This is a genomic window from Streptomyces sp. NBC_01716, from assembly GCF_036248275.1.
Classification (GTDB): Bacteria; Actinomycetota; Actinomycetes; order Streptomycetales; family Streptomycetaceae; genus Streptomyces.
Map to the genome: position 1 here is coordinate 4,945,624 of NZ_CP109181.1, position 20,360 is coordinate 4,965,983.

Consider the following 20,360-nt stretch of genomic DNA (forward strand, 5'->3'; position numbering starts at 1 on the left):
TGTCGCGCGGTACCTTCGGGCCGCACACTTAGCGCGTAGCGGACCGGTGGACGGACAGAGTGGAGTCAGACGGTGAGCGTCACGACGACCGAGGGGGCCGATCCGTTCGGAACGGGTCGGCTGCGGCGTGCGGTACTGGACTCGTGGGGGGCCGGGCCCGCGCGGTTTCGGGAGGATGCCAATGCCGAGGAGGACCTCGCGCTCGGTGGCTACCGTGACCGGCTCGTCGTGGAGCTGGCGCAGAATGCCGCCGACGCCGCCGCCCGTGCGGGGGTCCCGGGGCGGCTGAGGCTCACCCTGCGGCCCGGCAGCCCCGCCGTGCTCGTCGCCGCCAACACCGGTGCGGCCCTCGACGCGACCGGGGTCGAATCCCTCAGCACTCTGCGTGCCTCCGCCAAGCGCGAGGGACACGAGTCCGCCGTCGGGCGCTTCGGGGTCGGGTTCGCCGCCGTCGTCGCCGTCAGCGACGAACCCGCCGTCGTCGGCAGGCACGGTGGTGTCCGGTGGTCGCTCGCCGAGGCGCGCGGGCTGGCCCAGGAGGCCGCGCTGTCGAGCCCCGGGCTCGGCGACGAACTGCGCCGCCGGGACGGGCACGTGCCGCTGCTGCGGCTGCCGCTGCCCGCCGAGGGCAGCGCCCCCGAGGGGTACGACACGGTCGTCATCCTCCCGTTGCGGGACGGGACCGCGCTCGATCTGGTGGAGCGGCTGCTCGCCGCGGTCGACGACGCGCTGCTGCTGACCCTGCCGGGCCTCGCCGAGATCGTGGTCGAAACCCCGGACGGCGAACGGGTGTTGAGGCGCGCGGAGCACGGGCCGTATGTGCATGTGGAGGACAGCCAGGGGGCCGTGCGGCGTTGGAGGGTTGTGAGCCGTCACGGGGTGACCGAGCCCGCGCTGCTCGAAGGCCGCCCCGTGGAGGAGCGCCTGCGCCCCCACTGGGCCGTTACCTGGGCCGTCCCCGTGGACGGCGAGGGCGCCCCCGTACCGCCCCGTACCGCACCCGTCGTGCACGCACCGACGCCCACCGACGAACCCCTGGGCGTGCCCGCCCTGCTGATCGCCTCGCTGCCCCTGGACACCACCCGGCGGCACCCCGCGCCCGGACCGCTCACCGACTTCCTCGTGGAGCGGGCCGCCGACGCGTACGCCGAACTCCTCGGCGACTGGCTGCCGGTGTCCACCGGCACCATCGACCTGGTGCCGGGGCCGCTCGGCAAGGGTGAGCTGGACGGTGTGCTGCGGGCCGCGATCCTCAAGCGGCTGCCGCGTGTCGCCTTCCTCGAACCGGCCGCCCCCAGCGAAGAGTTGACCGCGCTGCGGCCCTTCGAGGCGGAGGTCGTGGAGGGTGCGGGCGCCGACACCGTACGCGTACTGGCGGAAGTACTGCCCACGTTGCTGCCCGCCGGGCTCGAACGGCGCACGGAGCTGCGGTCCCTGACGGTGGGCCGGCTGCCGCTCGGCGAGGCCATCGAGCGCATCGGCGGCACCGAGCGCGCGCCCGAGTGGTGGCGGCGGCTCTATGAGTCCCTGGCCGGCGTGGACCCGGACCGGCTGTCCGGACTGCCGGTGCCGCTCGTCGGCGGCCGTACGGCGGTGGGCCCCCGCCGGGTCCTGCTGCCGCTCGCCGAGACACCTGCCGACCTGGCCAGGCTCGGTCTGAAGGTGGCGCACCCGGATGCCGCCCACCCGCTGCTGGAGAAGCTCGGCGCGCTGCCCGCCACCCCGCGCGCCGTGCTGACGACCCCGGAGGTACGGGCCGCGGTCGCCGCCTCGCTGGACGCCGGCGAGGTCTGGGACCAGGAACAGTCGCTGGACGCCGACGAGTTGGCCGAGACGGTCCTCGCGCTGGTGCGGGACGCGGATCTGGACGTCGGCGACGAGCCGTGGCTGGCCGCGCTCGCCCTGCCCGACGAGGAGGGCGAACTCGCCCCCGCCGGTGAACTCGTCCTGCCCGGCAGCCCGTTCGCCGCAGTCATGCGCGAGGACGAACTCGCCCTGTGCGACGCCGAACTGGCCGAGCGCTGGGGCGAACAGCCACTGGCCGCCTGCGGGGTGCTGGCCAACTTCACCCTCGTACGCGCCACGGACGTCGTCCTGGACCCCGACGAACTGGAGCCGCGCGACGGCGACTTCGCCGAGCCGGACGACGCCGGGCTGCTCGACGCCGTCGACGTCTGGTGCGAGGACGTGCTGGACCGGCTGCCCGAGACGCCGGTGCCGCCGGTCGCCACCGAGATCGTGGCCGTACGTGACCTGGACCTCGTGGACGACGACGCCTGGCCCCGGGCGCTCGCCCTGCTGGCGCAGCCGCCGCTGCGGGACGCGCTGACCGCGCCCGTACGCGTGCTGCTGCCCGACGGCACGACCGAGAGCGTGCGCTCGTACACCGCCTGGTGGCTGCGCGACCACCCCGTGCTCGACGGCCGGCGTCCGGCCGGTCTGCGCGCGGCGGGCGGCGATCCGCTGCTGGCCGGGCTGTACGACGCCGTGGACGCCTCCGGGTTCGAGGACGCGCAGGTGCTGCGCGCGCTGGGCGTCCGGACCTCGGTCGCCGCCCTCCTCGACGAACCGGGCGGCGCGGCCGAGCTGTTGAACCGGCTGGCCGACCCCGACCGTGAGGTGACGGCCCGTCAGCTACACGCCCTCTACACGGCGATCGCCGACCTCGACCCCCAACAGGTCACGCTCCCCGACGAGTTGCGGGCCGTGGTGGACGGCGAGGTGCGGATCGTGGACGCGGCGGACGCCGTGATCGCGGACGTACCCGATCTGCTGCCGCTGACGGAAGGACTGCCGCTGCTGCCGGTGGCTCCCGCGCGCGCCGCCGAACTCGCTGAGCTGCTCCAGGTCGCGCGGCTCGGCGAGAGCGTCACGGCGGAGGTGACGACGGAGGGCGAGGAGTACGAGGTCCCGGAGTCCGTCCACGTACTGCTCGGCGCGGGCACCCCCGACACGTACTTCGAGCACGGGCAACTGCTCGCGGGTGGCACGGAACTGGACTGGCGGCGCACACCGGACGGCACGGTCCACGCGTCCACCGTGGAAGGCGTCGCGGCCGGGCTGGCATGGGCGGCGGGGCAGTGGCCGCGCCGCTTCGAGGTGGCCGCGCTGCTGGAGGACGCGTCGCGTACCGAGGAGTTGGCGCGGGACCGCTGGTTCGACTGACGGCGACCTACGGCGGTCCGGATGTGCCGCCCAGATGTGCGAGCCGGATGTGCGACCTTCACGAAAAAGGCACGCGGCACACAACCATCGGCCCATGCTTGTCGTCTGACCAGGCGAGCCAACAGGCTCACTGACAAATGGGGAAAAGCATGCGAATCCGCGCCACTGTTGCCGTCGCGACCGGTGCCCTGGCTCTGTCGGCTCTCGCCGTGCCGGCCACCCAGGCCGCGCCCGCGGACGACCGTCCCGGCGTACCGTCCTACGGCTCCGCCACGCACCAGAGCCCGGCCGCCGCGCCGAAGGCCAGGGCCGGGGAGGGCGGCGAGGCCCCGGTGATCAGCAAGGCCGTGGTGAACGGTGGCAAGCCCATCATCGTCGGCGCCAAGGCCGTCAAGAAGGTCACCGTCTCGATCACCGCGTCGCACCCGTCCGGCATCACCGACGCCGACGCGATCATCTGGACCGGCACCAGTCTGGACGACCCGGAGTCCTTCGGGTTCGGCTCCACCGGGCCCACCTCGTGCGTCGCGGCGAACGCCACCACGTCCACCTGCACGCAGACCATCGAGATCGATCCCATGTGGCTGCGCAACAGCGACTCCAAGGGCTGGAACGTCGGCGTCTGGGTGAACTCGAAGGACACCTACAGCGCGCAGAACGACAAGTTCGGCAGGACGAACCTCCAGCGGCTGGCGAAGCTGGACGTCAACGCCGCCCCCGAGCCGGTGGCCAAGGGCGGCACGATCACGATCACGGGCAAGCTGACCCGTGCCAACTGGGAGACGGGCACCTACAAGGGCTACGCCACCCAGTCGGTGAAGCTGGAGTTCCGTAAGAGCACCAGCACCGTCTACACCTCGGTCAAGGGCGTCAAGACCTCCAGCACCGGCACGCTGAAGACGACGTCCAAGGCCACCGTGGACGGCTACTGGCGCTGGAACTTCGCCGGTACGTCCACCACCCCGGCGATCATCCCGGCCGGTGACTTCGTCGACGTGAAGTAGCCCGAGAAGTAGCCGAAGAAGCAGTCGGAGCGGCCGCTCAAGCGGTCGTACGAAGGGCCCCGGGCCACTCTTGGGTTCTAGCGGTCGTTGCAACACCCCAGTTCAAGGGGTGGGATGGACTTCGAGATTCGCGAGGACCGGCAGCCGCGGGGACGTAAGAAACTCACTCGTGAGCGGGAGGCATACTCCCGGCTCATGGAGCAGGGCGTGAGCAACACGGAGGCGTGCCGGATCGTCGGGATCAACCGGCGGACCGGGAAACGCCGGCGATACGGACGCAACCCGTCCGGCGGCAGGAAGGCGGCTCCACCGATCAACGCGGTGGAGCCGCCTTCCGTGTGCTCGCGGTACTTGCGCGAGGCCGACCGCATCCATATCGCCGACCGCCTGCGGGAGAAGGCCACGATCCGCGTGATAGCAGCGGAGCTGGGCCGCAGCCCGTCGACGGTCGGCCGTGAAGTCCGCCGCAACCGCCACCCCGGAAACGGGCAGTACCGGCCGCACGCGGCCCAGGCCCGCGCCGATGCCCGCCGGCCCCGCCCCAGGCCCGGGAAGATCGGACAGAACCCCGAGCTGCGGGACGCGATACAGGCGGGCCTGGACGAGCGGTGGAGCCCTGAGCAGATCTGCCAGGCTCTGCGCAGGCAGTTCCCCGACCGGCCGGAGATGCACGTGGTCCACGAAACCGTCTACCAGGCCCTCTACGTCCAAGGACGCGGAGAGCTACGGCGAGAGCTGGCCGGCGCCCTGCGCAGTGGACGTGCCCGCCGCAGGCCCCACCGTCAGGCCAACTCCCGCCGGCCCCGCTTCACCGAGCCGATGGTCATGATCAGCGACCGCCCGGCCGAAGCCGGGGACCGGGCGGTGCCCGGCCACTGGGAAGGCGACCTGATCATCGGCAAGGACAGCGCGTCCGCGATCGGGACCCTGGTCGAGCGTGCCACCCGCTGCGTGATGCTCCTGCACCTGCCTGACGGCCGGGGCGCCGAGCAGGTCCGCGACGCCCTCCAGGAGACCGTGCAGCGACTACCCGCCCACCTCAAGCGGTCTCTGACCTGGGACCAGGGCTCCGAGACGGCCGAACACCGCTCGTTCAGCACCGCCACGGACGTCCCCGTCTACTTCTGTGATCCGGGCAGTCCCTGGCAGCGCGGCCCGAACGAGAACACGAACGGTCTGCTGCGGCAGTACTTTCCCAAGGGCACCGACCTGGCCGTCCACAGCCGCGAGCACCTCGACGCCGTCGCCGCCCAGCTCAACGGCCGCCCACGCAAAACGCTCGACTGGGAAACCCCAGCCGAACGCCTGCATAAACTCATCGCGGCCTGATCAACACGACCACCTGTTGCGACGACCCCCAGAAACCGCCCCTCGCGCGGGGCCCTTCGCCATGTCCGTCCGACGCCTACGCCGGGTATCTCCGGTCCACCAGCCGCCACGCCACTTCGAGCAGCACCGCGCCCACGCCCGCGATCGCCACCGCCGTCCACGGCAGCGTCGTCCCCACCAGCTTCAGCGCGAAGAAGTGCTGGAGCCACGGCACGGCCAGCACGACCAGGAAGAGGAACCCCATCGACACCACCAGCACCACCCGCCACCAGGTGTAGGGGCGGGCGATGATCACCAGCACCCACATCGTCACCAGGAAGAGCGTCAGCGTGGCCGCGCTCGTCTCGGCGGACAGCGAGCCGGGTCCGCTGTAGTGGTCGCGCGCCAGCAGATACGTCGTGAACGTCGTGGCGGAGGTGATGATGCCGCTGGGGACCGAGTACCGCATCACCCTGCGTACGAAGTTCGGCCGGGCACGCTCCTTGTTGGGCGCGAGGGCCAGGAAGAACGCGGGGACGCCGATCGTGAGCGTGGAGATCAGCGTGAGATGCCGGGGGAGGAACGGATACTCCACCTGCGTGATCACCACGAGGACGGCCAGCAGCACGGAGTAGACCGTCTTCGTCAGGAACAGCGTCGCGACGCGCGTGATGTTGCCGATCACGCGGCGGCCCTCGGCCACCACCGAGGGCAGCGTGGCGAAGCTGTTGTTGAGGAGCACGATCTGGGCGACCGCCCGCGTGGCCTCCGACCCCGAGCCCATCGCGACGCCGATGTCGGCGTCCTTCAGGGCCAGGACGTCGTTCACGCCGTCGCCGGTCATCGCGACCGTATGGCCGTGCGACTGGAGCGCGCCCACCATCTCGCGCTTCTGCTGCGGGCTCACCCGGCCGAAGACCGACGCCGATTCGAGCGCGCCCGCCATCTCGTCGCGGTCGGCGGGCAGCCGGCGCGCGTCCACCGTACGGTCCGCGCCCGGCAGCCCGAGCTTCGATGCGACCGCGCCGACCGAGACCGCGTTGTCGCCGGAGATCACCTTCGCCTGGACGTCCTGGTCGGCGAAGTAGGTGAGCGTGTCGGCCGCGTCGGGGCGCAGCCGCTGCTCCAGCACCACGAGAGCCGCCGCCACCGCGCCGTCCGTCACGTCGGGCGCGTCGAGCGCGGTGTCGCCCTCCAGGCGGGCCAGCAGCAGCACCCGCAGGCCCTGCTCGTTGAGGGAGTCGATCTCGGCGAGCGTGGGGTCGCCGTCGGGCAGCAGGATGTCGGGCGCGCCCAGGAGCCAGCCGACGGGCCCGCCGCCGCCCTCGGGGTCACCCTCGAACGTGGCGCCGCTGTACTTACGGGCCGAGGAGAACGGCAGCGCCGCCGTACTGCGCCACCCGGACTCGTCCGGATACGCGTCGATGATCGCCTGGAGGCTGGCGTTGGGCCGCGGGTCGGACGCGCCGATGGCGCCGAGCACCGTGCGTACGTACGACTCGTCACTGCCGTTCAGCGGCCGGAGCTCCGTGACGTCCATGCCGCCCTCGGTCAGCGTGCCCGTCTTGTCGAGGCAGACGACGTCCACGCGGGCCAGGCCCTCGATCGCGGGGAGCTCCTGGACCAGGCACTGCTTACGGCCGAGCCGGATGACACCGATCGCGAAGGCGACCGAGGTCAGCAGGACCAGGCCCTCCGGGATCATCGGCACGATGCCGCCGATGGTCCGGGCGACGGAGTCCTTGAAGTTGTTCTCCTTGACGACGAGCTGGCTGATGATCAGCCCGATCGCGGTCGGGACCATCATCCAGGTCACGTACTTGAGAATCGTGCTGATGCCGGTGCGCAGTTCGGACTGGACGAGCGTGAAGCGCGACGCCTCCTCGGCGAGTTGCGCCGCGTACGCCTCCCGGCCCACCTTCGTCGCCCGGAACGCGCCGCCGCCCGAGACGACGAAGCTGCCCGACATCACCGTGTCGCCGGGCTGCTTGAGGACGGGGTCGGCCTCGCCGGTGAGCAGCGACTCGTCGACCTCCAGATTGTCGGCCTCGACGATCTCGCCGTCCACGACGACCTTGTCGCCTGGGCCGAGTTCGACGATGTCGGTGAGGACGATCTCGGAGGTGGAGATCCCGGCCGCGACGCCGTCGCGCCGTACGACCGGCCGGGCCTCGCCGATGACGGCCAGACTGTCGAGCGTCTTCTTGGCGCGCAGTTCCTGGATGATGCCGATGCCGGTGTTCGCGATGATCACGAAGCCGAAGAGGCTGTCCTGGATCGGCGCGACCAGGAGGATGATCGCCCAGAGCACCCCGATGAGCGCGTTGAACCGGGTGAAGACGTTGGCGCGGATGATCTCGACCATGGAGCGGCTGCTGCGTACGGGGACGTCGTTGACCTCGCCCCGCGCCACCCGCTCGGCGACCTCGGCGGCGGTCAGCCCGGGGTCGCGCCCGAGTGCGCCGGACGTACCGCGCGGCTCCTTCGTCCGGTCGAGCCGCGCACCCGGGTCGGTGGGGTCGCGTGGCTCGCCGCCGCCGGTGTCGATTTTCGCCCGCTGAGTCATGAGATCGACGTTACGGCCGGAAGGGGGCGTTCACCCGCCGGGGGGTCCGAAGATCCGACCGAGGTACGAGGGGTTGGGCGAGAAGTCCACCCAGAGCATTACGCGCCGTGGCTCGCGCCCGCCGCGCGCTTGATGGCGGCGTCGCGCCTGCGGACGTACCAGACACCGATCAGGCCGAGCCCGCCGCCGGCCAGACAGGTCCACACCCACCAGGTGTGTCCGTGGTCGTCGAACCAGCCGTAGAAGGGGAGCTGTACGAGGAAGAGGACGAACCAGATGACGGTGCCGCCGACGATGGTCGGGACGACCGGCCCCTCCAGGGGCTCGGGTGCCTCATGCGTCGGGGTCCACTTCGCCATGGCGTCAGTCTATGCGGCGGCTTCCGAGGCGCCCGCGCGGCGGCTGCCTCAGGGCCGCAGCCCAGCCCCAGGCGGGCGGGCTCTACGCGCGGAGATAGCGATCATCGGCCACTCTGTTCATACTGAAACGGTTTTGCGAACGGCCAGTTCCGTTCGTTCGAACACCCCATGATCACGACGACTGAGGTTGCGCATGCCCTCCCCGGACACGGCCGCGGCTCCGGTCGCCATCGACCGCTTCTTCAAGATCTCGGAGCGCGGTTCCACCGTCGCCCGCGAGGTGCGCGGAGGCTTCGCGACCTTCTTCGCGATGGCCTACATCATCGTGCTGAACCCGATCATCCTCGGCAGTGCGAAGGACATCCACGGCCATCAGCTCGACAGCGGCCAGCTCGTCACCGCCACGGTGCTCACCGCCGCCTTCGCCACCCTCCTGATGGGCGTCGTCGGCAACGTACCGATCGCGCTCGCCGCCGGGCTCGGCGTCAACACCGTCGTCGCGCTCCAGCTCGCCCCGAGGATGAGCTGGGCCGACGCGATGGGCATGGTCGTCCTGGCCGGCTTCCTGGTCATGCTGCTGGTCGCGACCGGGCTGCGGGAACGGGTGATGAACGCCGTACCGCGCAGCCTGCGCAAGGGCATCGCCATCGGTATCGGCCTCTTCATCCTGCTGATCGGCCTCGTCGACTCCGGCTTCGTGACCCGGGTCCCTGACGTCGCCCACACCACCGTGCCGCTCCAGCTCGGCTCGGACGGTCATCTCAACGGCTGGCCCGTGCTGGTCTTCGCGCTCGGCGCGCTGCTCACGCTCGCGCTGATCATCCGCAAGGTGCCCGGCGCGATCCTGATCTCGATCGTGACGATGACGGTCGTCGCGCTCGTCATCGAGGCGGTCGCCGATGTGCCGGGCTGGGGCCTGACGACCCCGAAGTGGCCCGGCAACCCCGTGGCCGGGCCGGACTTCGGGCTGGTCGGCGAGTTCAGTCTCTTCGGCGGCTTCGGGAAGGTCGGCGTCATCACCGGCGTCCTCTTCGTCTTCACCGTGCTGCTGTCGACGTTCTTCGACGCGATGGGCACGATCCTCGGCGTCGGCGACGAGGCGAAGCTGATGGACGAGAAGGGGCGGCTGCCCGGGATCAACCGGGTGCTGTTCGTGGACGGCATCGCCGTCGCGTCCGGCGGCGCGACCTCGTCCTCCGCCACCACCTGCTTCGTGGAGTCCACGGCCGGTGTCGGCGAAGGGGCGAGGACCGGACTGGCGTCCGTCGTGACGGGCGCGCTCTTCGGGCTCGCGCTGTTCTTCACGCCGATCGCGACGATGGTCCCGTCCCAGGCGGCCACGCCCGCGCTGCTCGCGGTCGGCTTCCTGATCCTCGCCGGATCGATCAGGGACATCGACTGGAACGACTACACCGTCGCCGTTCCCGCGTTCCTGGCGATGGTGACGATGCCGTTCACGTACTCCATCACCAACGGCATCGGTGTCGGCTTCATCTCCTTCAGCCTGCTGCGGCTGGTGGCGGGCCGGGCTCGCGAGGTGCCGGTGGCGATGTACGTCGTGTCGGCGGTGTTCGTCTTCTACTACGCGATGCCGGCGCTGGGTCTGACGTGACACCAGTACGCGGTGGGCCCACGGTGTTCGTCACGCGGCGCCGTAGAACCTCTCCGTCTCGTCGACGGACACCCGGAAGCGTTCGTCGAAATCGTCGCGCATGAGCGTCCCGACCACATAGTCCTGGACGCTCATTCCGCGTCTGGCGGCGTGCTGCCGAAGCCGGTCGAGCAACTCACCGTCTATCCGCAGGCTGAGCACCTTTGATCCCATGCCGACCAGCGTCGGGGGCGAGTGTCGGGCCTTGGGTGACTTTCCGCGCTTTCCTCACTCGTTCGAGTGAGCTGCCTGTCCTTGATGTGTGGGATCTGTGCGTCCTGGTGGGGGAGGGGTGCTTTCGGTTTTCCTTAGCTTAAGTAATGAGTTACGCTAAAGAACATGGCTGATCTCACCCACGGCGACGACGCGGACGCCGTGAACGCACTCCGCTCGGCGGTCATGCGGCTGGGCCGGCGCCTCAAGCACCAGCGCGTCGACGAGACCCTGAGCCCGACCGAGATGTCGGTGCTCGGCACCCTCGCCCGCTGCGGCTCCGCCACACCCGGCGAGCTGGCCCGCAAGGAGCACGTACAGCCGCCGTCGATGACGCGCATCGTGGCTCTGCTCGAAGCCAAGGGACTCGTACGGCTCGAACCGCACCCCGACGACCGCCGGCAGAAGGTGGTCACGTCGACCGAGCAGGCCGAGGCCATGCTCGAAGAGAGCCGCCGCAAGCGGAACGCCTGGCTCACCGCAATGGCGGAAGGGCTTGACGAGGACGAATGGTCCAAGCTCCGCGCGGCGGCGCCGGTGCTGGAGAAGCTCGCGCATCTGTAGCTCGCGCGCCTGTAGTCATCCGCCGAAGTACGTTGTCAACACCGAAGTACGCCGTCAACACCGAGGAGGCGAACCAACTTTGAGTACGGGATCCGGAGCAGACTCCGCCCCCGCACCGACCACCCCCGACCCCCTTGAACCGACCCCAGGGACCGAACAGACACAGACCCGCACGAGCATGTTCAGCTCGCTGAGGATCCGTAACTACCGCCTCTTCGCCACCGGACAGGTCGTCTCCAACACCGGCACCTGGATGCAGCGCATCGCCCAGGACTGGCTGGTGCTCACCCTCACCGGTTCCTCCACGGCCGTCGGTATCACCACGGCCCTGCAATTCCTGCCGATGCTGCTCTTCGGGCTCTACGGCGGTGTCATCGCCGACCGGTGCAACAAGCGCACCCTGCTGCTCGGCACCCAGGCCGCGATGGGCATCACCGGCCTCGCACTCGCCGCCCTCACTCTCACCGGCCACGTCCAGGTCTGGCATGTGTACGCCACGGCCTTCGTGCTCGGTCTGGTCACGGTGGTCGACAACCCGGCGCGGCAGTCGTTCGTGCACGAGATGGTCGGCCCCGACCAGCTGCGTAACGCCGTCAGTCTGAACTCCGCCAACTTCCAGTCGGCCCGGCTCGTGGGCCCCGCCGTCGCCGGTGTGCTGATCACCGCCGTCGGCAGCGGCTACGCGTTCCTCCTCAACGGACTCTCCTTCATCGCGCCGCTCACCGGCCTGCTGCTGATGCGCACCTCCGAGCTGCACAAGGTCGAGCGCACCCCGCGCGGCAAGGGACAGCTGCGGGAAGGGCTGCGTTACGTCGCCGGGAGACCCGAACTGATCTGGCCGATCGTGCTGGTCGGCTTCATCGGTACGTTCGGCTTCAACTTCCCGATCTGGCTGTCCGCCTTCGCGGACGACGTGTTCCACGCGGGCGCCGGTACGTACGGACTGCTCAACACCCTGATGGCGGTCGGCTCCCTCATCGGCGCCCTGCTCGCCGCCCGCCGGGGCACCTCCCGGATGCGGCTGCTGGTCGCGGCGGCGGTGCTCTTCGGTGTGCTGGAGATCGTGGCCGCCTTCGTACCGACGTTCTGGATCTTCGCCGCGCTGCTCGTGCCGGTCGGCATGTGCGGACTGACGGTCAACGTCACCGCCAACTCCAGCATCCAGATGACCACCGACCCGGCCATGCGCGGCAGGGTGATGGCCCTGTTCATGATGGTCTTCACGGGCGGTACGCCGCTGGGCGCCCCGCTCGTCGGCTGGATCACCGACACCTACGGCCCCAGGGTCGGCTTCGCTGCCGGCGGCGCGGTCGCGGCGCTCGCGGCGGTGGGCGTGGGCGTGATGCTCGCCCGTGCGGGCGGCCTGCGCGTCAAGATCGGCATGGAACGGGGACGGCCGCGCGTGATGTTCGTACCACGGGAGAAGCTGGCGACGGCGGCGTGAGTGGGGGGCGCGGCTGTCGCCAGGGGGGTCAGTCGCGGGGGAACTCGTCGGTCTTCAGGGTGAGATCGAGGCGCGTGGCTGTCAGATCGATCTCGCTGCCGAAGTCGACGGTCAGATGCGAGTGGTACTCGCCGTCCTTCGGGGCCGTGTACACATGGCATCGGCCCGTGTACGGATCGACGATCATGTAGACGGGAATGGCAGCCCCGGCGTACGCGGTCTTCTTCGGCCCGTAGTCGTTGGCGCCGGTGGCTTTCGAGATGACCTCGGCGACATACTCGATGTCCTGGTAGCGCCACCGTCCGCGGCTGTCCTTCTCCGCGTCGTCGGCGAGTTTGGCCACATCAGGGGCGAAGCCGTTCTTGTCCGGGAAGTCCATGCGTACGTCCGACAGCACATTGACGTCCATGCCGAAGCGATCCTCAAGGGCTCGGACAATCCTCCGAATAATGTTCCAGTGGATATCCCGTTGTGGCGACATGAAGATGTTCCCCCCGACGATCTCGACCTTGTATCCCTCGGGGACAGGCATTCGCTCCAGTCGCTCGAACAGATCGTCCAAGCTGAGCTCTTCACTGGCCATGTCGGTCCTGTCGTCGTCAAGTGCGATGGTCACCGGTGGCGCTCCTCCCCGCTGCCGTAGGAAATTCGGCAGCCGCGCGGTACAACGATACTCACGGTGACCGGGTCACGCCGGGATGCCAGACTCTGCGTATGCGTCTCTTCGCCGCCGTACTGCCGCCCGCCCAAGCCGCCGACGAACTCGCCTCGGTCCTCGACCGGCGCGTGCGCGGGCTGCCCGGGGCCGACGGGCTGCGGTGGACCGGGCGGGAAGGGTGGCACTTCACGCTCGCCTTCATGGGCGAGGTGGACGACCGGCTGCTGCCCGAGCTGACCGAGCGCCTGGGGCGGGCCGCTCACCGTACGGACGCGTTCTCGCTGCGGCTCCACGGCGGCGGGCGCTTCGGCGGGCGCGCGCTGTGGGCCGGCGCCGCCGGGGGCATCGCGGAGCTGCGGCGGCTGTCAGAACGCGCGTACGCCGCGGCGAGCCGCACGGGGGTGCCGATGGAGGAACACCGTGCGTACCATCCGCATCTGACCGTGGCGCGCTCGCGGACGGAGACCGACCTGAGGCCGTACGTGACCGCCCTCGACGGCTTCGACGGCACGCCCTGGGCGGTCGGGGAGCTGGCGCTCGTACAGAGCAGGCTGCCCGTGGACGGGGTGCCGGGCGAGCAGCCGCGGTACGAGACGCTGGCGCGCTTCCCCACGGCCGGGCCCGCCACGAGGCCCGCCGCCGAGCCGGTCGCCGACGGCCGTTAACCTCGACGCGTGGACCCCAAAACCCGGAACCGGATCATGGCCGCCGCGCTGGTGCTGTTGTTCGTGATCGTCGCCGTGACGGCGGCGTTCGGCTGAGGCACGTCCCTCGCCGGACGGGCCGCGCGTTACGGCGCGGCCCGTCCGGCGAGCGGGACCTCGGCTACCAGGCGAAGGCCTCCGGCGACGGGCCCGTGCCCGGGAAGATCTCGTCCAGGGACGCCAGCACCTCGTCCGAGAGCTCCACTTCGACCGCGCGCAGCGCGGACTCCAGCTGTTCGGCGGTGCGCGGGCCGACGATCGGGCCCGTTACGCCGGGGCGGGTGAGCAGCCAGGCCAGCGCCGCCTCGCCCGGCTCGATGCCGTGCTTGGCGAGCAGGTCCTCGTACGCCTGCACCTGCTCACGGATCTTCGTGTCGGCGAGCCGGCCGCTCGAACGCTTTCCGGCGCCGCCCTCGCGCTCCTTGCGGATCGCGCCACCGAGGAGCCCGCTGTGGAGCGGCGACCAGGGGATGACCCCGAGGCCGTACTCCTGCGCGGCCGGGATGACCTCCATCTCGGCGCGGCGCTCGGCGAGGTTGTAGAGGCACTGCTCGCTGACCAGGCCGTACGAGCCGAGGCGGCGGGCCGTCTCATTGGTCTGGGCGATCTTCCAGCCGGGGAAGTTCGACGAACCCGCGTAGAGGATCTTGCCCTGCTGGATCAGGGTGTCGATCGCCTGCCAGATCTCCTCGACCGGGGTGGCACGGTCGATGTGGTGGAACTGGTAGAGATCGATGTGGTCGGTCTGGAGCCGCTTGAGGCTGGCGTCCACCGCACGGCGGATGTTGAGGGCCGACAGCTTGTCGTGGTTGGGCCACGCGTCGCCGTCGGCGGCCATGTTGCCGTACACCTTGGTGGCGAGCACGACCTTGTCGCGACGGCCGCCGCCCTGCGCGAACCAGGTGCCGAGGATTTCCTCCGTACGGCCCTTGTTCTCGCCCCAGCCGTAGACGTTGGCGGTGTCGAAGAAGTTGATGCCGGCGCCGAGCGCGTCATCCATGATGGCGTGGCTGTCGGCCTCGTTGGTGAGAGGGCCGAAGTTCATGGTGCCGAGGACGAGTCGGCTGACTTTGAGTCCGGTGCGTCCGAGCTGCGTGTACTTCATGACTCAACAGCCAACGCCTTCGAGCGCGCTCCAGGCAAGACCTCGAAATCCGGCCGCGGGTGGGAAGCTGGGGAGGACGATGAGCGGTCAGGACAGGACGGTGCGGCGATGCCGGACGGTGGACGCGACGAGGGCGGCGAGCCGCCCTGCATGCTGGAGCTGGTCTGCGAGGAGTGCGGGCGGCTGAACGACGAGCCCGGGGTGGTGGTCTGCGGCGGATGCGGGAGGCCGCTGGGGCGGGAGTGAGGCGGCCCGCCCATTCGCCGACTCGGCATTCACCGGCCGCCTCACCCGAGCGCCGCTCGGTCCCCAACTCGCCGTGATGTGAGGGCATATGGCGCGCCCAGCCCCCACGCCCCGTGCATCGCGTCGGCGAACGCCCCGGCGATCAGGTGCTCACCCGAAGGGCCGGGGTGCGTGCCGTCGTAGGTGTCGCGCCCGACGTCGTACGACGCGGGGCGGGTGGCCGGAAGCAGGGGGGAGGCCGGGTCGTCCAGATCGGTGACCGCCTCGGCCAGCAGGTCGTTGAAGCGGTCGACCTCGGCGGCGAAAGCCGGGTCCGTCCCGGCCCGTACGTTGGGGATGACGGGCAGCAGGACGAACCGGACGCGCGGGTTCGCCGCGCGCGCCTCGGCGATGAACTCCCGTGCGTACAGGGCCGTTTGACCGCTGTCCGTGTAGAAGCCGAGGTCTATCAGGCCCAGCGAGACGAGCAGGACGTCCGCGCGGTGCGCGGCGACCGCCTCGCGGATCACGGGCGCCATGTGCTGCCACCCCTCGCCCCAGCCGGCGAGATGCGCCCACGCCCGCGCGGGGAAGTCGGGGGCGCCGTACGCGTGCGAGACCGGGGCGTCGGCGTGGGTGTCGTACAGGGCGGTGCGCGGGCCGACGATCGTGAACGGGGCGCCGTACGAGGCGTTCAGGTGCTGCCACATCCGGTAGCGCCAGGTGAAGTCGCCGGCGCGGCCGATGGTCATCGAGTCGCCGACGAACATGAAACGCATCGGGACATCATCCCCGATCGCCGGGGGGCGGCCGAGCGGGGCCCGGGAAGATGGCAGTCTTGGACCATGGTCACGGTCAACGGCAAGGTCACGCGCAAGGCCAAGGGCATGCGTCCGTCGGCACGTCTTGTCGGCGCGGCGATCACGGCGGCGGTGTTCGTGCTGTCCGCCCCGGCGGTCCTCGCCGCGCCCGCGTCCCCTGCCGCGCCCGCCGCCGACCCCGACCGGACCTTCCGGATGACCGACCCCCGGATCACCGAGTCCAGCGGGCTGGCCGCCAGCCGCGCACACCCCGGCGTCTACTGGACCCACAACGACCAGGACAAGCCCCGTATCTTCGGCATCGACTCACGGACCGGCGAGACCGTCGCGACGATCACCATGCGCGGGGTCGGGGAGCCCCGCGACATGGAGGCGATCTCCGTCGGCGCGGACGGCGCCATCTACGTCGGTGACATCGGCGACAACCTGGGCGGCGGCTGGGACCACGTCTGGATCTACCGCTTCCCGGAGCCGAAGCGGCTCGCGGACCAGACGGTCGACGCGACGCAGTACACCGTGAAGTACGCGGACGGCCCGCGCGACGCCGAGGCGCTGATGGTCCATCCGGTCACCGGCCGTGTCTACATCGCCTCGAAGAACGAGGACGGCGGCGGCCTCTACGAGGGCCCGGCGAAGCTGACCCCCGAGGGCACGAACACCTTCACGCGCGTGGGCGAGGTGCCCTGGGTGACGGACGGCGCGTTCTCGCCGGACGGCAAGGAACTGGTGCTGCGCTCGTACTTCAGCGCACGCGCTTACGCCTGGAAGGACGGCCGCCTCGGCGCGGACCACCGCGTCCGGGCCCCGATCCAGGGGCAGGCGGAGTCGGTGTCGTACACGCTGGACGGTTCGGCCCTGATGTTCGGCACGGAGGGCACCCGCAGCGAGGTCGAGCGCGTCGACATCAAGGAGAGCGGCGGCTCGTCCGGTGGCGGCGGGAGCGCGGGCAGCGGCAGCGCGGGTGAGGACGGCATCGCGGGGGACGGCGGGAACGTCACGATCGGCGCGGTGGTGCTCATCGGCGCGGCGGTCCTGTTCCTCGGCTTCCGGCGCCGGCGGGGCGGCGACTGACGCACGCCTTAAGGATTTGCGCGCCGCTCGACCAGCACCGCCAGCCCGTCGAGCAGGCGCTGGAGACCGAACTCGAAGTGGTCGAAGCCGGGGCCGAACGCCTCCGCCGACAGCCCGGCCATCAGCGGAAAGCGCCCGCTGGTCATCACCGCCGCCAGGACCGGCTCCTGCGCCCGCCAGAACTCGTCGTCGCTGATGCCCGTGGCCGTCCGTGCCTCGACCGCGTGCACCTGGGTCCGGGCGACCCCGGAGACGTACCCGCTGACCATGATGATCACGGAGATCAACTCCGGGTCGGTCAGCCCCATGTCCTTGATCCCTGCGAGCATCGCCTCCATGCCACCGACCGCACCGGGGCCGAGGACGGGCCGGGTCTGATTGACGGAGAGGAGCCAGGGGTGGGCCTGGTACAGGGCGAGTTCCCCACGGGCCGCGGCTTCGACGGTGCCGCGCCAGTTGGGGGCCGCCGCGGCATCTTCGGCCGGATGGGCGGTCTCGCCCTGTACGCGGTCGAGCATCAGGTCCACGAGCTCGGCCCGCCCGGGGACATGACGGTAGAGCGACATCGTGCCCGCGCCCAACTCGGTGGAGAGCCTGCGCATCGAGACGGCGGCGAGCCCTTCGGCGTCCGCGAGTTCGACGGCGGCGGTGACGATCCGCCCGAGCGTGAGCCCGGGTTTCGGCCCCTGGGTCGCCCGCTCCCCGGTGCCCCAGAGGAGTTCGAGGCTGCGTGACACGTCGCCGCCGCCGCTGCTGTCCGTGGTCCTCATGGCGTCAGCGTAATCGGCGGGAGATCAATTGGGTACGCCGTACTCAACCCAGCGTCATGCTCTTTTCCCTGGAGGGGCTACGAGTTGGCTTTCCTGGGCTCCCCGGCCTTCAGCATCGCGGAGACGTCGAGCTTCACCTCGGCACCGATGGACTCGGGGAGCACGATCTGCTCGCCCGGCGCGTGGACGCGATGGTTGACGTAGTCGCCCCCGACGGGGTCGGTCAGGACGTGCAACCGGTTGTGCTTGCGGTCGACGATCACGTAGACGGGGATCTTGGCCTCGGCGTAGGCGGTGACCTTGTTCCGCAGGTCCTGCTGGTAGTTGCTGGAGGTGACTTCGAGGACCAGACGGAAGACGGCCGGGTCGTAGCAGTTGTACTGCATCAAGTGTTCTTCGAAGTCGGCATCCACAAGCGAGAGATCTGGGATGGCGTAATCCTCCGGACCGGCGGGCAACCACAGGCCGATCGCCTGCAGAACCTCCGACTCCCCTTCGTCCAACCCGGCATCCTCGAAAGGACGGGTAAGTTTCCTCAGGGCGCGTGCGTGGGCGCCGTCCGGGGGTGGGGCCACGGTGATGACGCCTCCGATGATCTCGACGCGGTAACCGGGGTGCTGCTCCGTGAGACTGTCGGCGGCCTCCAGCAGTGACTCCGGCGGGCCGTCACAAGGGTGCTCTGCTGCTGCGGCAGACATGCGGGCCTCCTGATGGCTGGTGTCGAGACCATCATCGTAGGCCGGGACACCCCGGAATGTCGTGAGCGTGATCATTCACGCATAAGAGTGATGGCGCACCTTGAAATGAGGTTAGGCTGACCTAACTTCAACGCGGAGGGTCCATATGGGTCACGGCTGGGAGGGCGTTGTCCTCAAGGTCATGGGCGGCGTCGACTTCACGTTCACCGTCATCGGGTGCGAGGACGTCACCGGTGCGTACCGGCGGGTGCGGTTCGGTGACGGGGGGATGCTCGCCGGCACCGGGACGTATCCCACCATGTGGGTGCGCCTCTGGTTCGACAACGGCGGGAAGCCGCACCAGCGCGCGTACACGCTCGTGGATCCCGATCCGGCGGCCGGTACCTTCGCCGTCGAGTTCGCGCTCCATGACGGGCCCGCGAGCGACTGGGCGCGGGCCGCGCGGCCCGGGGACACCGTGGAGGCGACCCTGCGCGGGAGGGAGTACCGGCTGCCCGAGCCGCCGCCCGCGCGGATGTTCCTCGTCGGGGACCGGGCCTCGGTGCCCGCGCTCAACTCGCTGCTCGACACCGCCGGGGCCGCGTCCGCGACCATCTGGCTGGAGACGGCCCATCCCGACGACGACCGGCTGCCGCTGCGGATACGGCCGGACCGGCACGAGGTACGCCGGGTGCCCCGGCAGGGCGGCGGGGCACCCGGGCTGGTCGGCGCCGTCAAGGACGCGCTGCCCGGCCTGGTCGGTGAGGACCGGGCCGGGGCGTACGTGTGGATCGCCTGCGACACGGTGACGACACGGGCTCTCGCCTCGTACGCGCGCAGGGAACTGCGCCTGCCGAAGCACCGCGTGCACGCCACGGGCTACTGGAGCCCGTAGCGTTCCGCCGTACGGCTATAGCTACGGCTACGGCTCAGGGCTCAGAGCTTGTCGATCACATAGTCGACGCACGCCGTCAGCGCCTCGATGTCCGCCGGGTCGATCGCCGGGAACATCGCCACCCGCAGCTGGTTGCGGCCCAGCTTGCGGTACGGCTCCGTGTCCACGATGCCGTTCGCGCGCAGGACCTTGGCGACCGCCGACGCGTCGATCTCGTCCGCGAAGTCGATCGTGCCGATGACCTGCGAGCGCTGCGCGGGGTCGACCACGAACGGCGTCGCGTACTTGGACGACTCCGCCCAGCCGTACAGCGTCTGCGCCGACGTGGCCGTGCGGGCCGTCGACCAGTCGAGGCCGCCCTGGGTGTTCAGCCAGGTCAGCTGCTCGTTCAGCAGGAAGAGCGTGGCGAGCGCGGGAGTGTTGTACGTCTGGTTCTTCAGCGAGTTGTCGATCGCCGTCGGCAGCGAGAAGAACTCCGGCACGTGCCGGCCCGAGCCGTGCACGCGCGCCGCGCGCTCCAGCGCGGCCGGCGAGAAGACGCCGATCCACAGGCCGCCGTCGGAGGCGAAGGACTTCTGCGGGGCGAAGTAGTAGACGTCGGTCTCGGCGATGTCGACCGGCAGGCCGCCCGCGCCCGACGTGGCGTCGACCAGCACGAGCGCGCCCTCGTCGGCGCCCGCGACACGCTTGACGGGCGCGGCGACACCGGTGGAGGTCTCGTTGTGCGTGAGCGCGTACACGTCCACGCCCGCCTCGGCCGCCGGCTCCGGGTGGCTGCCCGGGTCCGCGGAGATGACGGTCGGCTCGGCCAGCCACGGCGCGAGCTTCGACGCCTTCGCGAACTTCGACGAGAACTCGCCGAAGCTCAGATGCTGGGACTTGTTCTCGATCACACCGTGCGTCGCGATGTCCCAGAAGGCGGTGGAGCCGCCGTTGCCCAGGATCACCTCGTAGCCCTCGGGGAGCTTGAAGAGCTCGCGCACACCGTCGCGCACCGCGCCGACCAGGTTCTTCACCGGGGCCTGGCGGTGTGACGTGCCGAGGAGAGAGGTACCGGTCGCGGCCAGTGCGTCGACCGCCTCCGTACGCACCTTGGAGGGGCCAGCGCCGAATCGACCGTCGGCGGGCTTGATGTCAGCGGGAATCTGAATGTCGGCCAC

General features: G+C 70.4%; 19 protein-coding genes. 10 read left to right on the plus strand and 9 right to left on the minus strand.

The window, feature by feature from the left end; genetic code table 11:
- Window positions 1–72 precede the first annotated feature (72 nt).
- The 3 genes from OIE74_RS21840 to OIE74_RS21850 all read left to right on the plus strand — a co-directional run bounded on the left by OIE74_RS21840 (window position 73) and on the right by OIE74_RS21850 (window position 5,498).
- Window positions 73–3,165: a sacsin N-terminal ATP-binding-like domain-containing protein gene (locus OIE74_RS21840; RefSeq protein WP_329386224.1), complete on the plus strand. Its 3,093-nt coding sequence runs from the start codon at window positions 73–75 to the stop codon at window positions 3,163–3,165.
- Between the two features lie 149 nt (window positions 3,166–3,314).
- The gene (locus tag OIE74_RS21845) at window positions 3,315–4,169 is read left to right on the plus strand and encodes a DUF5707 domain-containing protein (protein ID WP_329386226.1); all 855 of its coding nucleotides are present in this window, start codon (window positions 3,315–3,317) and stop codon (window positions 4,167–4,169) included.
- A gap of 114 nt (window positions 4,170–4,283) precedes the next feature.
- A complete protein-coding gene (locus OIE74_RS21850; protein WP_329384271.1) occupies window positions 4,284–5,498 on the plus strand; it encodes an IS30 family transposase in 1,215 nt (404 codons plus the stop codon).
- A gap of 76 nt (window positions 5,499–5,574) precedes the next feature.
- On the opposite strand, the gene OIE74_RS21855 is transcribed toward OIE74_RS21850, so the two are convergent.
- Both OIE74_RS21855 and OIE74_RS21860 read right to left on the minus strand, forming a co-directional pair.
- Window positions 5,575–8,043: an HAD-IC family P-type ATPase gene (locus OIE74_RS21855; protein WP_329386228.1), complete on the minus strand. Its 2,469-nt coding sequence runs from the start codon at window positions 8,041–8,043 to the stop codon at window positions 5,575–5,577.
- Window positions 8,044–8,141: 98 nt separating this feature from the next.
- Window positions 8,142–8,402 carry a DUF2530 domain-containing protein gene (locus OIE74_RS21860; RefSeq protein WP_329386230.1) on the minus strand — a complete coding sequence of 87 codons (261 nt, stop codon included), beginning with the start codon at window positions 8,400–8,402 and terminating at the stop codon, window positions 8,142–8,144.
- A 193-nt stretch (window positions 8,403–8,595) separates the two neighbouring features.
- On the opposite strand from OIE74_RS21860, the gene OIE74_RS21865 reads away from it, so the two are divergent.
- Window positions 8,596–10,014: an NCS2 family permease gene (locus OIE74_RS21865; protein ID WP_329386232.1), complete on the plus strand. Its 1,419-nt coding sequence runs from the start codon at window positions 8,596–8,598 to the stop codon at window positions 10,012–10,014.
- Window positions 10,015–10,044: 30 nt separating this feature from the next.
- Here OIE74_RS21865 and OIE74_RS21870 read toward each other — a convergent pair whose 3' ends face one another.
- On the minus strand, window positions 10,045–10,227 hold the full coding sequence (locus OIE74_RS21870; protein WP_329386234.1) for a ribbon-helix-helix protein, CopG family: 183 nt from the start codon (window positions 10,225–10,227) through the stop codon (window positions 10,045–10,047).
- Window positions 10,228–10,392: 165 nt separating this feature from the next.
- Here OIE74_RS21870 and OIE74_RS21875 point away from each other — a divergent pair, with 165 nt between their 5' ends.
- Window positions 10,393–10,830: a MarR family winged helix-turn-helix transcriptional regulator gene (locus OIE74_RS21875; protein ID WP_329386235.1), complete on the plus strand. Its 438-nt coding sequence runs from the start codon at window positions 10,393–10,395 to the stop codon at window positions 10,828–10,830.
- Between the two features lie 79 nt (window positions 10,831–10,909).
- On the plus strand, window positions 10,910–12,274 hold the full coding sequence (locus OIE74_RS21880; RefSeq protein WP_329386237.1) for an MFS transporter: 1,365 nt from the start codon (window positions 10,910–10,912) through the stop codon (window positions 12,272–12,274).
- 28 nt (window positions 12,275–12,302) lie between these two features.
- Here the strand turns inward: OIE74_RS21880 and OIE74_RS21885 are convergent, their stop codons facing one another.
- Window positions 12,303–12,884, minus strand: a complete 582-nt coding sequence (locus OIE74_RS21885; protein WP_443076372.1) for a Uma2 family endonuclease — start codon at window positions 12,882–12,884, stop codon at window positions 12,303–12,305.
- A gap of 104 nt (window positions 12,885–12,988) precedes the next feature.
- Here OIE74_RS21885 and thpR point away from each other — a divergent pair, with 104 nt between their 5' ends.
- Window positions 12,989–13,597: an RNA 2',3'-cyclic phosphodiesterase gene (thpR, locus tag OIE74_RS21890; RefSeq protein ID WP_329386239.1), complete on the plus strand. Its 609-nt coding sequence runs from the start codon at window positions 12,989–12,991 to the stop codon at window positions 13,595–13,597.
- Window positions 13,598–13,757: 160 nt separating this feature from the next.
- On the opposite strand, the gene OIE74_RS21895 is transcribed toward thpR, so the two are convergent.
- Entirely contained in the window at window positions 13,758–14,741 is a 984-nt protein-coding gene (locus tag OIE74_RS21895; RefSeq protein WP_329386241.1) for an aldo/keto reductase, read from the minus strand.
- A 108-nt stretch (window positions 14,742–14,849) separates the two neighbouring features.
- Here OIE74_RS21895 and OIE74_RS21900 point away from each other — a divergent pair, with 108 nt between their 5' ends.
- A complete protein-coding gene (locus OIE74_RS21900; protein WP_329386243.1) occupies window positions 14,850–14,987 on the plus strand; it encodes a hypothetical protein in 138 nt (45 codons plus the stop codon).
- Window positions 14,988–15,028: 41 nt separating this feature from the next.
- Here the strand turns inward: OIE74_RS21900 and OIE74_RS21905 are convergent, their stop codons facing one another.
- Window positions 15,029–15,745, minus strand: a complete 717-nt coding sequence (locus OIE74_RS21905) for a GDSL-type esterase/lipase family protein (protein WP_329386244.1) — start codon at window positions 15,743–15,745, stop codon at window positions 15,029–15,031.
- Window positions 15,746–15,853: 108 nt separating this feature from the next.
- On the opposite strand from OIE74_RS21905, the gene OIE74_RS21910 reads away from it, so the two are divergent.
- Window positions 15,854–16,858, plus strand: coding sequence for a WD40 repeat domain-containing protein (locus tag OIE74_RS21910; protein ID WP_329392383.1), 1,005 nt, complete (start codon window positions 15,854–15,856; stop codon window positions 16,856–16,858).
- 8 nt (window positions 16,859–16,866) lie between these two features.
- Here OIE74_RS21910 and OIE74_RS21915 read toward each other — a convergent pair whose 3' ends face one another.
- Together OIE74_RS21915 and OIE74_RS21920 are read right to left on the minus strand one after the other, a co-directional pair.
- Complete coding sequence (locus OIE74_RS21915) at window positions 16,867–17,628, minus strand: TetR/AcrR family transcriptional regulator (RefSeq protein WP_329386246.1); 762 nt, start codon at window positions 17,626–17,628, stop codon at window positions 16,867–16,869.
- Between the two features lie 77 nt (window positions 17,629–17,705).
- Window positions 17,706–18,326, minus strand: coding sequence for a Uma2 family endonuclease (locus OIE74_RS21920; protein ID WP_329386248.1), 621 nt, complete (start codon window positions 18,324–18,326; stop codon window positions 17,706–17,708).
- 145 nt (window positions 18,327–18,471) lie between these two features.
- Here OIE74_RS21920 and OIE74_RS21925 point away from each other — a divergent pair, with 145 nt between their 5' ends.
- Entirely contained in the window at window positions 18,472–19,200 is a 729-nt protein-coding gene (locus OIE74_RS21925) for a siderophore-interacting protein (protein ID WP_329386250.1), read from the plus strand.
- A 41-nt stretch (window positions 19,201–19,241) separates the two neighbouring features.
- Here OIE74_RS21925 and serC read toward each other — a convergent pair whose 3' ends face one another.
- Window positions 19,242–20,360, minus strand: a complete 1,119-nt coding sequence (serC, locus tag OIE74_RS21930) for a phosphoserine transaminase (RefSeq protein ID WP_329386252.1) — start codon at window positions 20,358–20,360, stop codon at window positions 19,242–19,244.

Bases quoted from the DNA above. Each gene is read 5' to 3' on its own strand.
- OIE74_RS21900 (WP_329386243.1), top strand. From the start codon at position 14,850: ATGCCGGACGGTGGACGCGACGAGGGCGGCGAGCCGCCCTGCATGCTG.
- thpR (WP_329386239.1), top strand. From the start codon at position 12,989: ATGCGTCTCTTCGCCGCCGTACTGCCGCCCGCCCAAGCCGCCGACGAA.
- OIE74_RS21925 (WP_329386250.1), top strand. From the start codon at position 18,472: ATGGGTCACGGCTGGGAGGGCGTTGTCCTCAAGGTCATGGGCGGCGTC.
- OIE74_RS21915 (WP_329386246.1), bottom strand. From the start codon at position 17,628: ATGAGGACCACGGACAGCAGCGGCGGCGGCGACGTGTCACGCAGCCTC.
- OIE74_RS21860 (WP_329386230.1), bottom strand. From the start codon at position 8,402: ATGGCGAAGTGGACCCCGACGCATGAGGCACCCGAGCCCCTGGAGGGG.
- OIE74_RS21855 (WP_329386228.1), bottom strand. From the start codon at position 8,043: ATGACTCAGCGGGCGAAAATCGACACCGGCGGCGGCGAGCCACGCGAC.
- OIE74_RS21895 (WP_329386241.1), bottom strand. From the start codon at position 14,741: ATGAAGTACACGCAGCTCGGACGCACCGGACTCAAAGTCAGCCGACTC.
- OIE74_RS21865 (WP_329386232.1), top strand. From the start codon at position 8,596: ATGCCCTCCCCGGACACGGCCGCGGCTCCGGTCGCCATCGACCGCTTC.
- OIE74_RS21850 (WP_329384271.1), top strand. From the start codon at position 4,284: ATGGACTTCGAGATTCGCGAGGACCGGCAGCCGCGGGGACGTAAGAAA.
- OIE74_RS21920 (WP_329386248.1), bottom strand. From the start codon at position 18,326: ATGTCTGCCGCAGCAGCAGAGCACCCTTGTGACGGCCCGCCGGAGTCA.
- OIE74_RS21910 (WP_329392383.1), top strand. From the start codon at position 15,854: ATGCGTCCGTCGGCACGTCTTGTCGGCGCGGCGATCACGGCGGCGGTG.
- OIE74_RS21870 (WP_329386234.1), bottom strand. From the start codon at position 10,227: ATGGGATCAAAGGTGCTCAGCCTGCGGATAGACGGTGAGTTGCTCGAC.
- OIE74_RS21905 (WP_329386244.1), bottom strand. From the start codon at position 15,745: ATGCGTTTCATGTTCGTCGGCGACTCGATGACCATCGGCCGCGCCGGC.
- OIE74_RS21845 (WP_329386226.1), top strand. From the start codon at position 3,315: ATGCGAATCCGCGCCACTGTTGCCGTCGCGACCGGTGCCCTGGCTCTG.
- OIE74_RS21875 (WP_329386235.1), top strand. From the start codon at position 10,393: ATGGCTGATCTCACCCACGGCGACGACGCGGACGCCGTGAACGCACTC.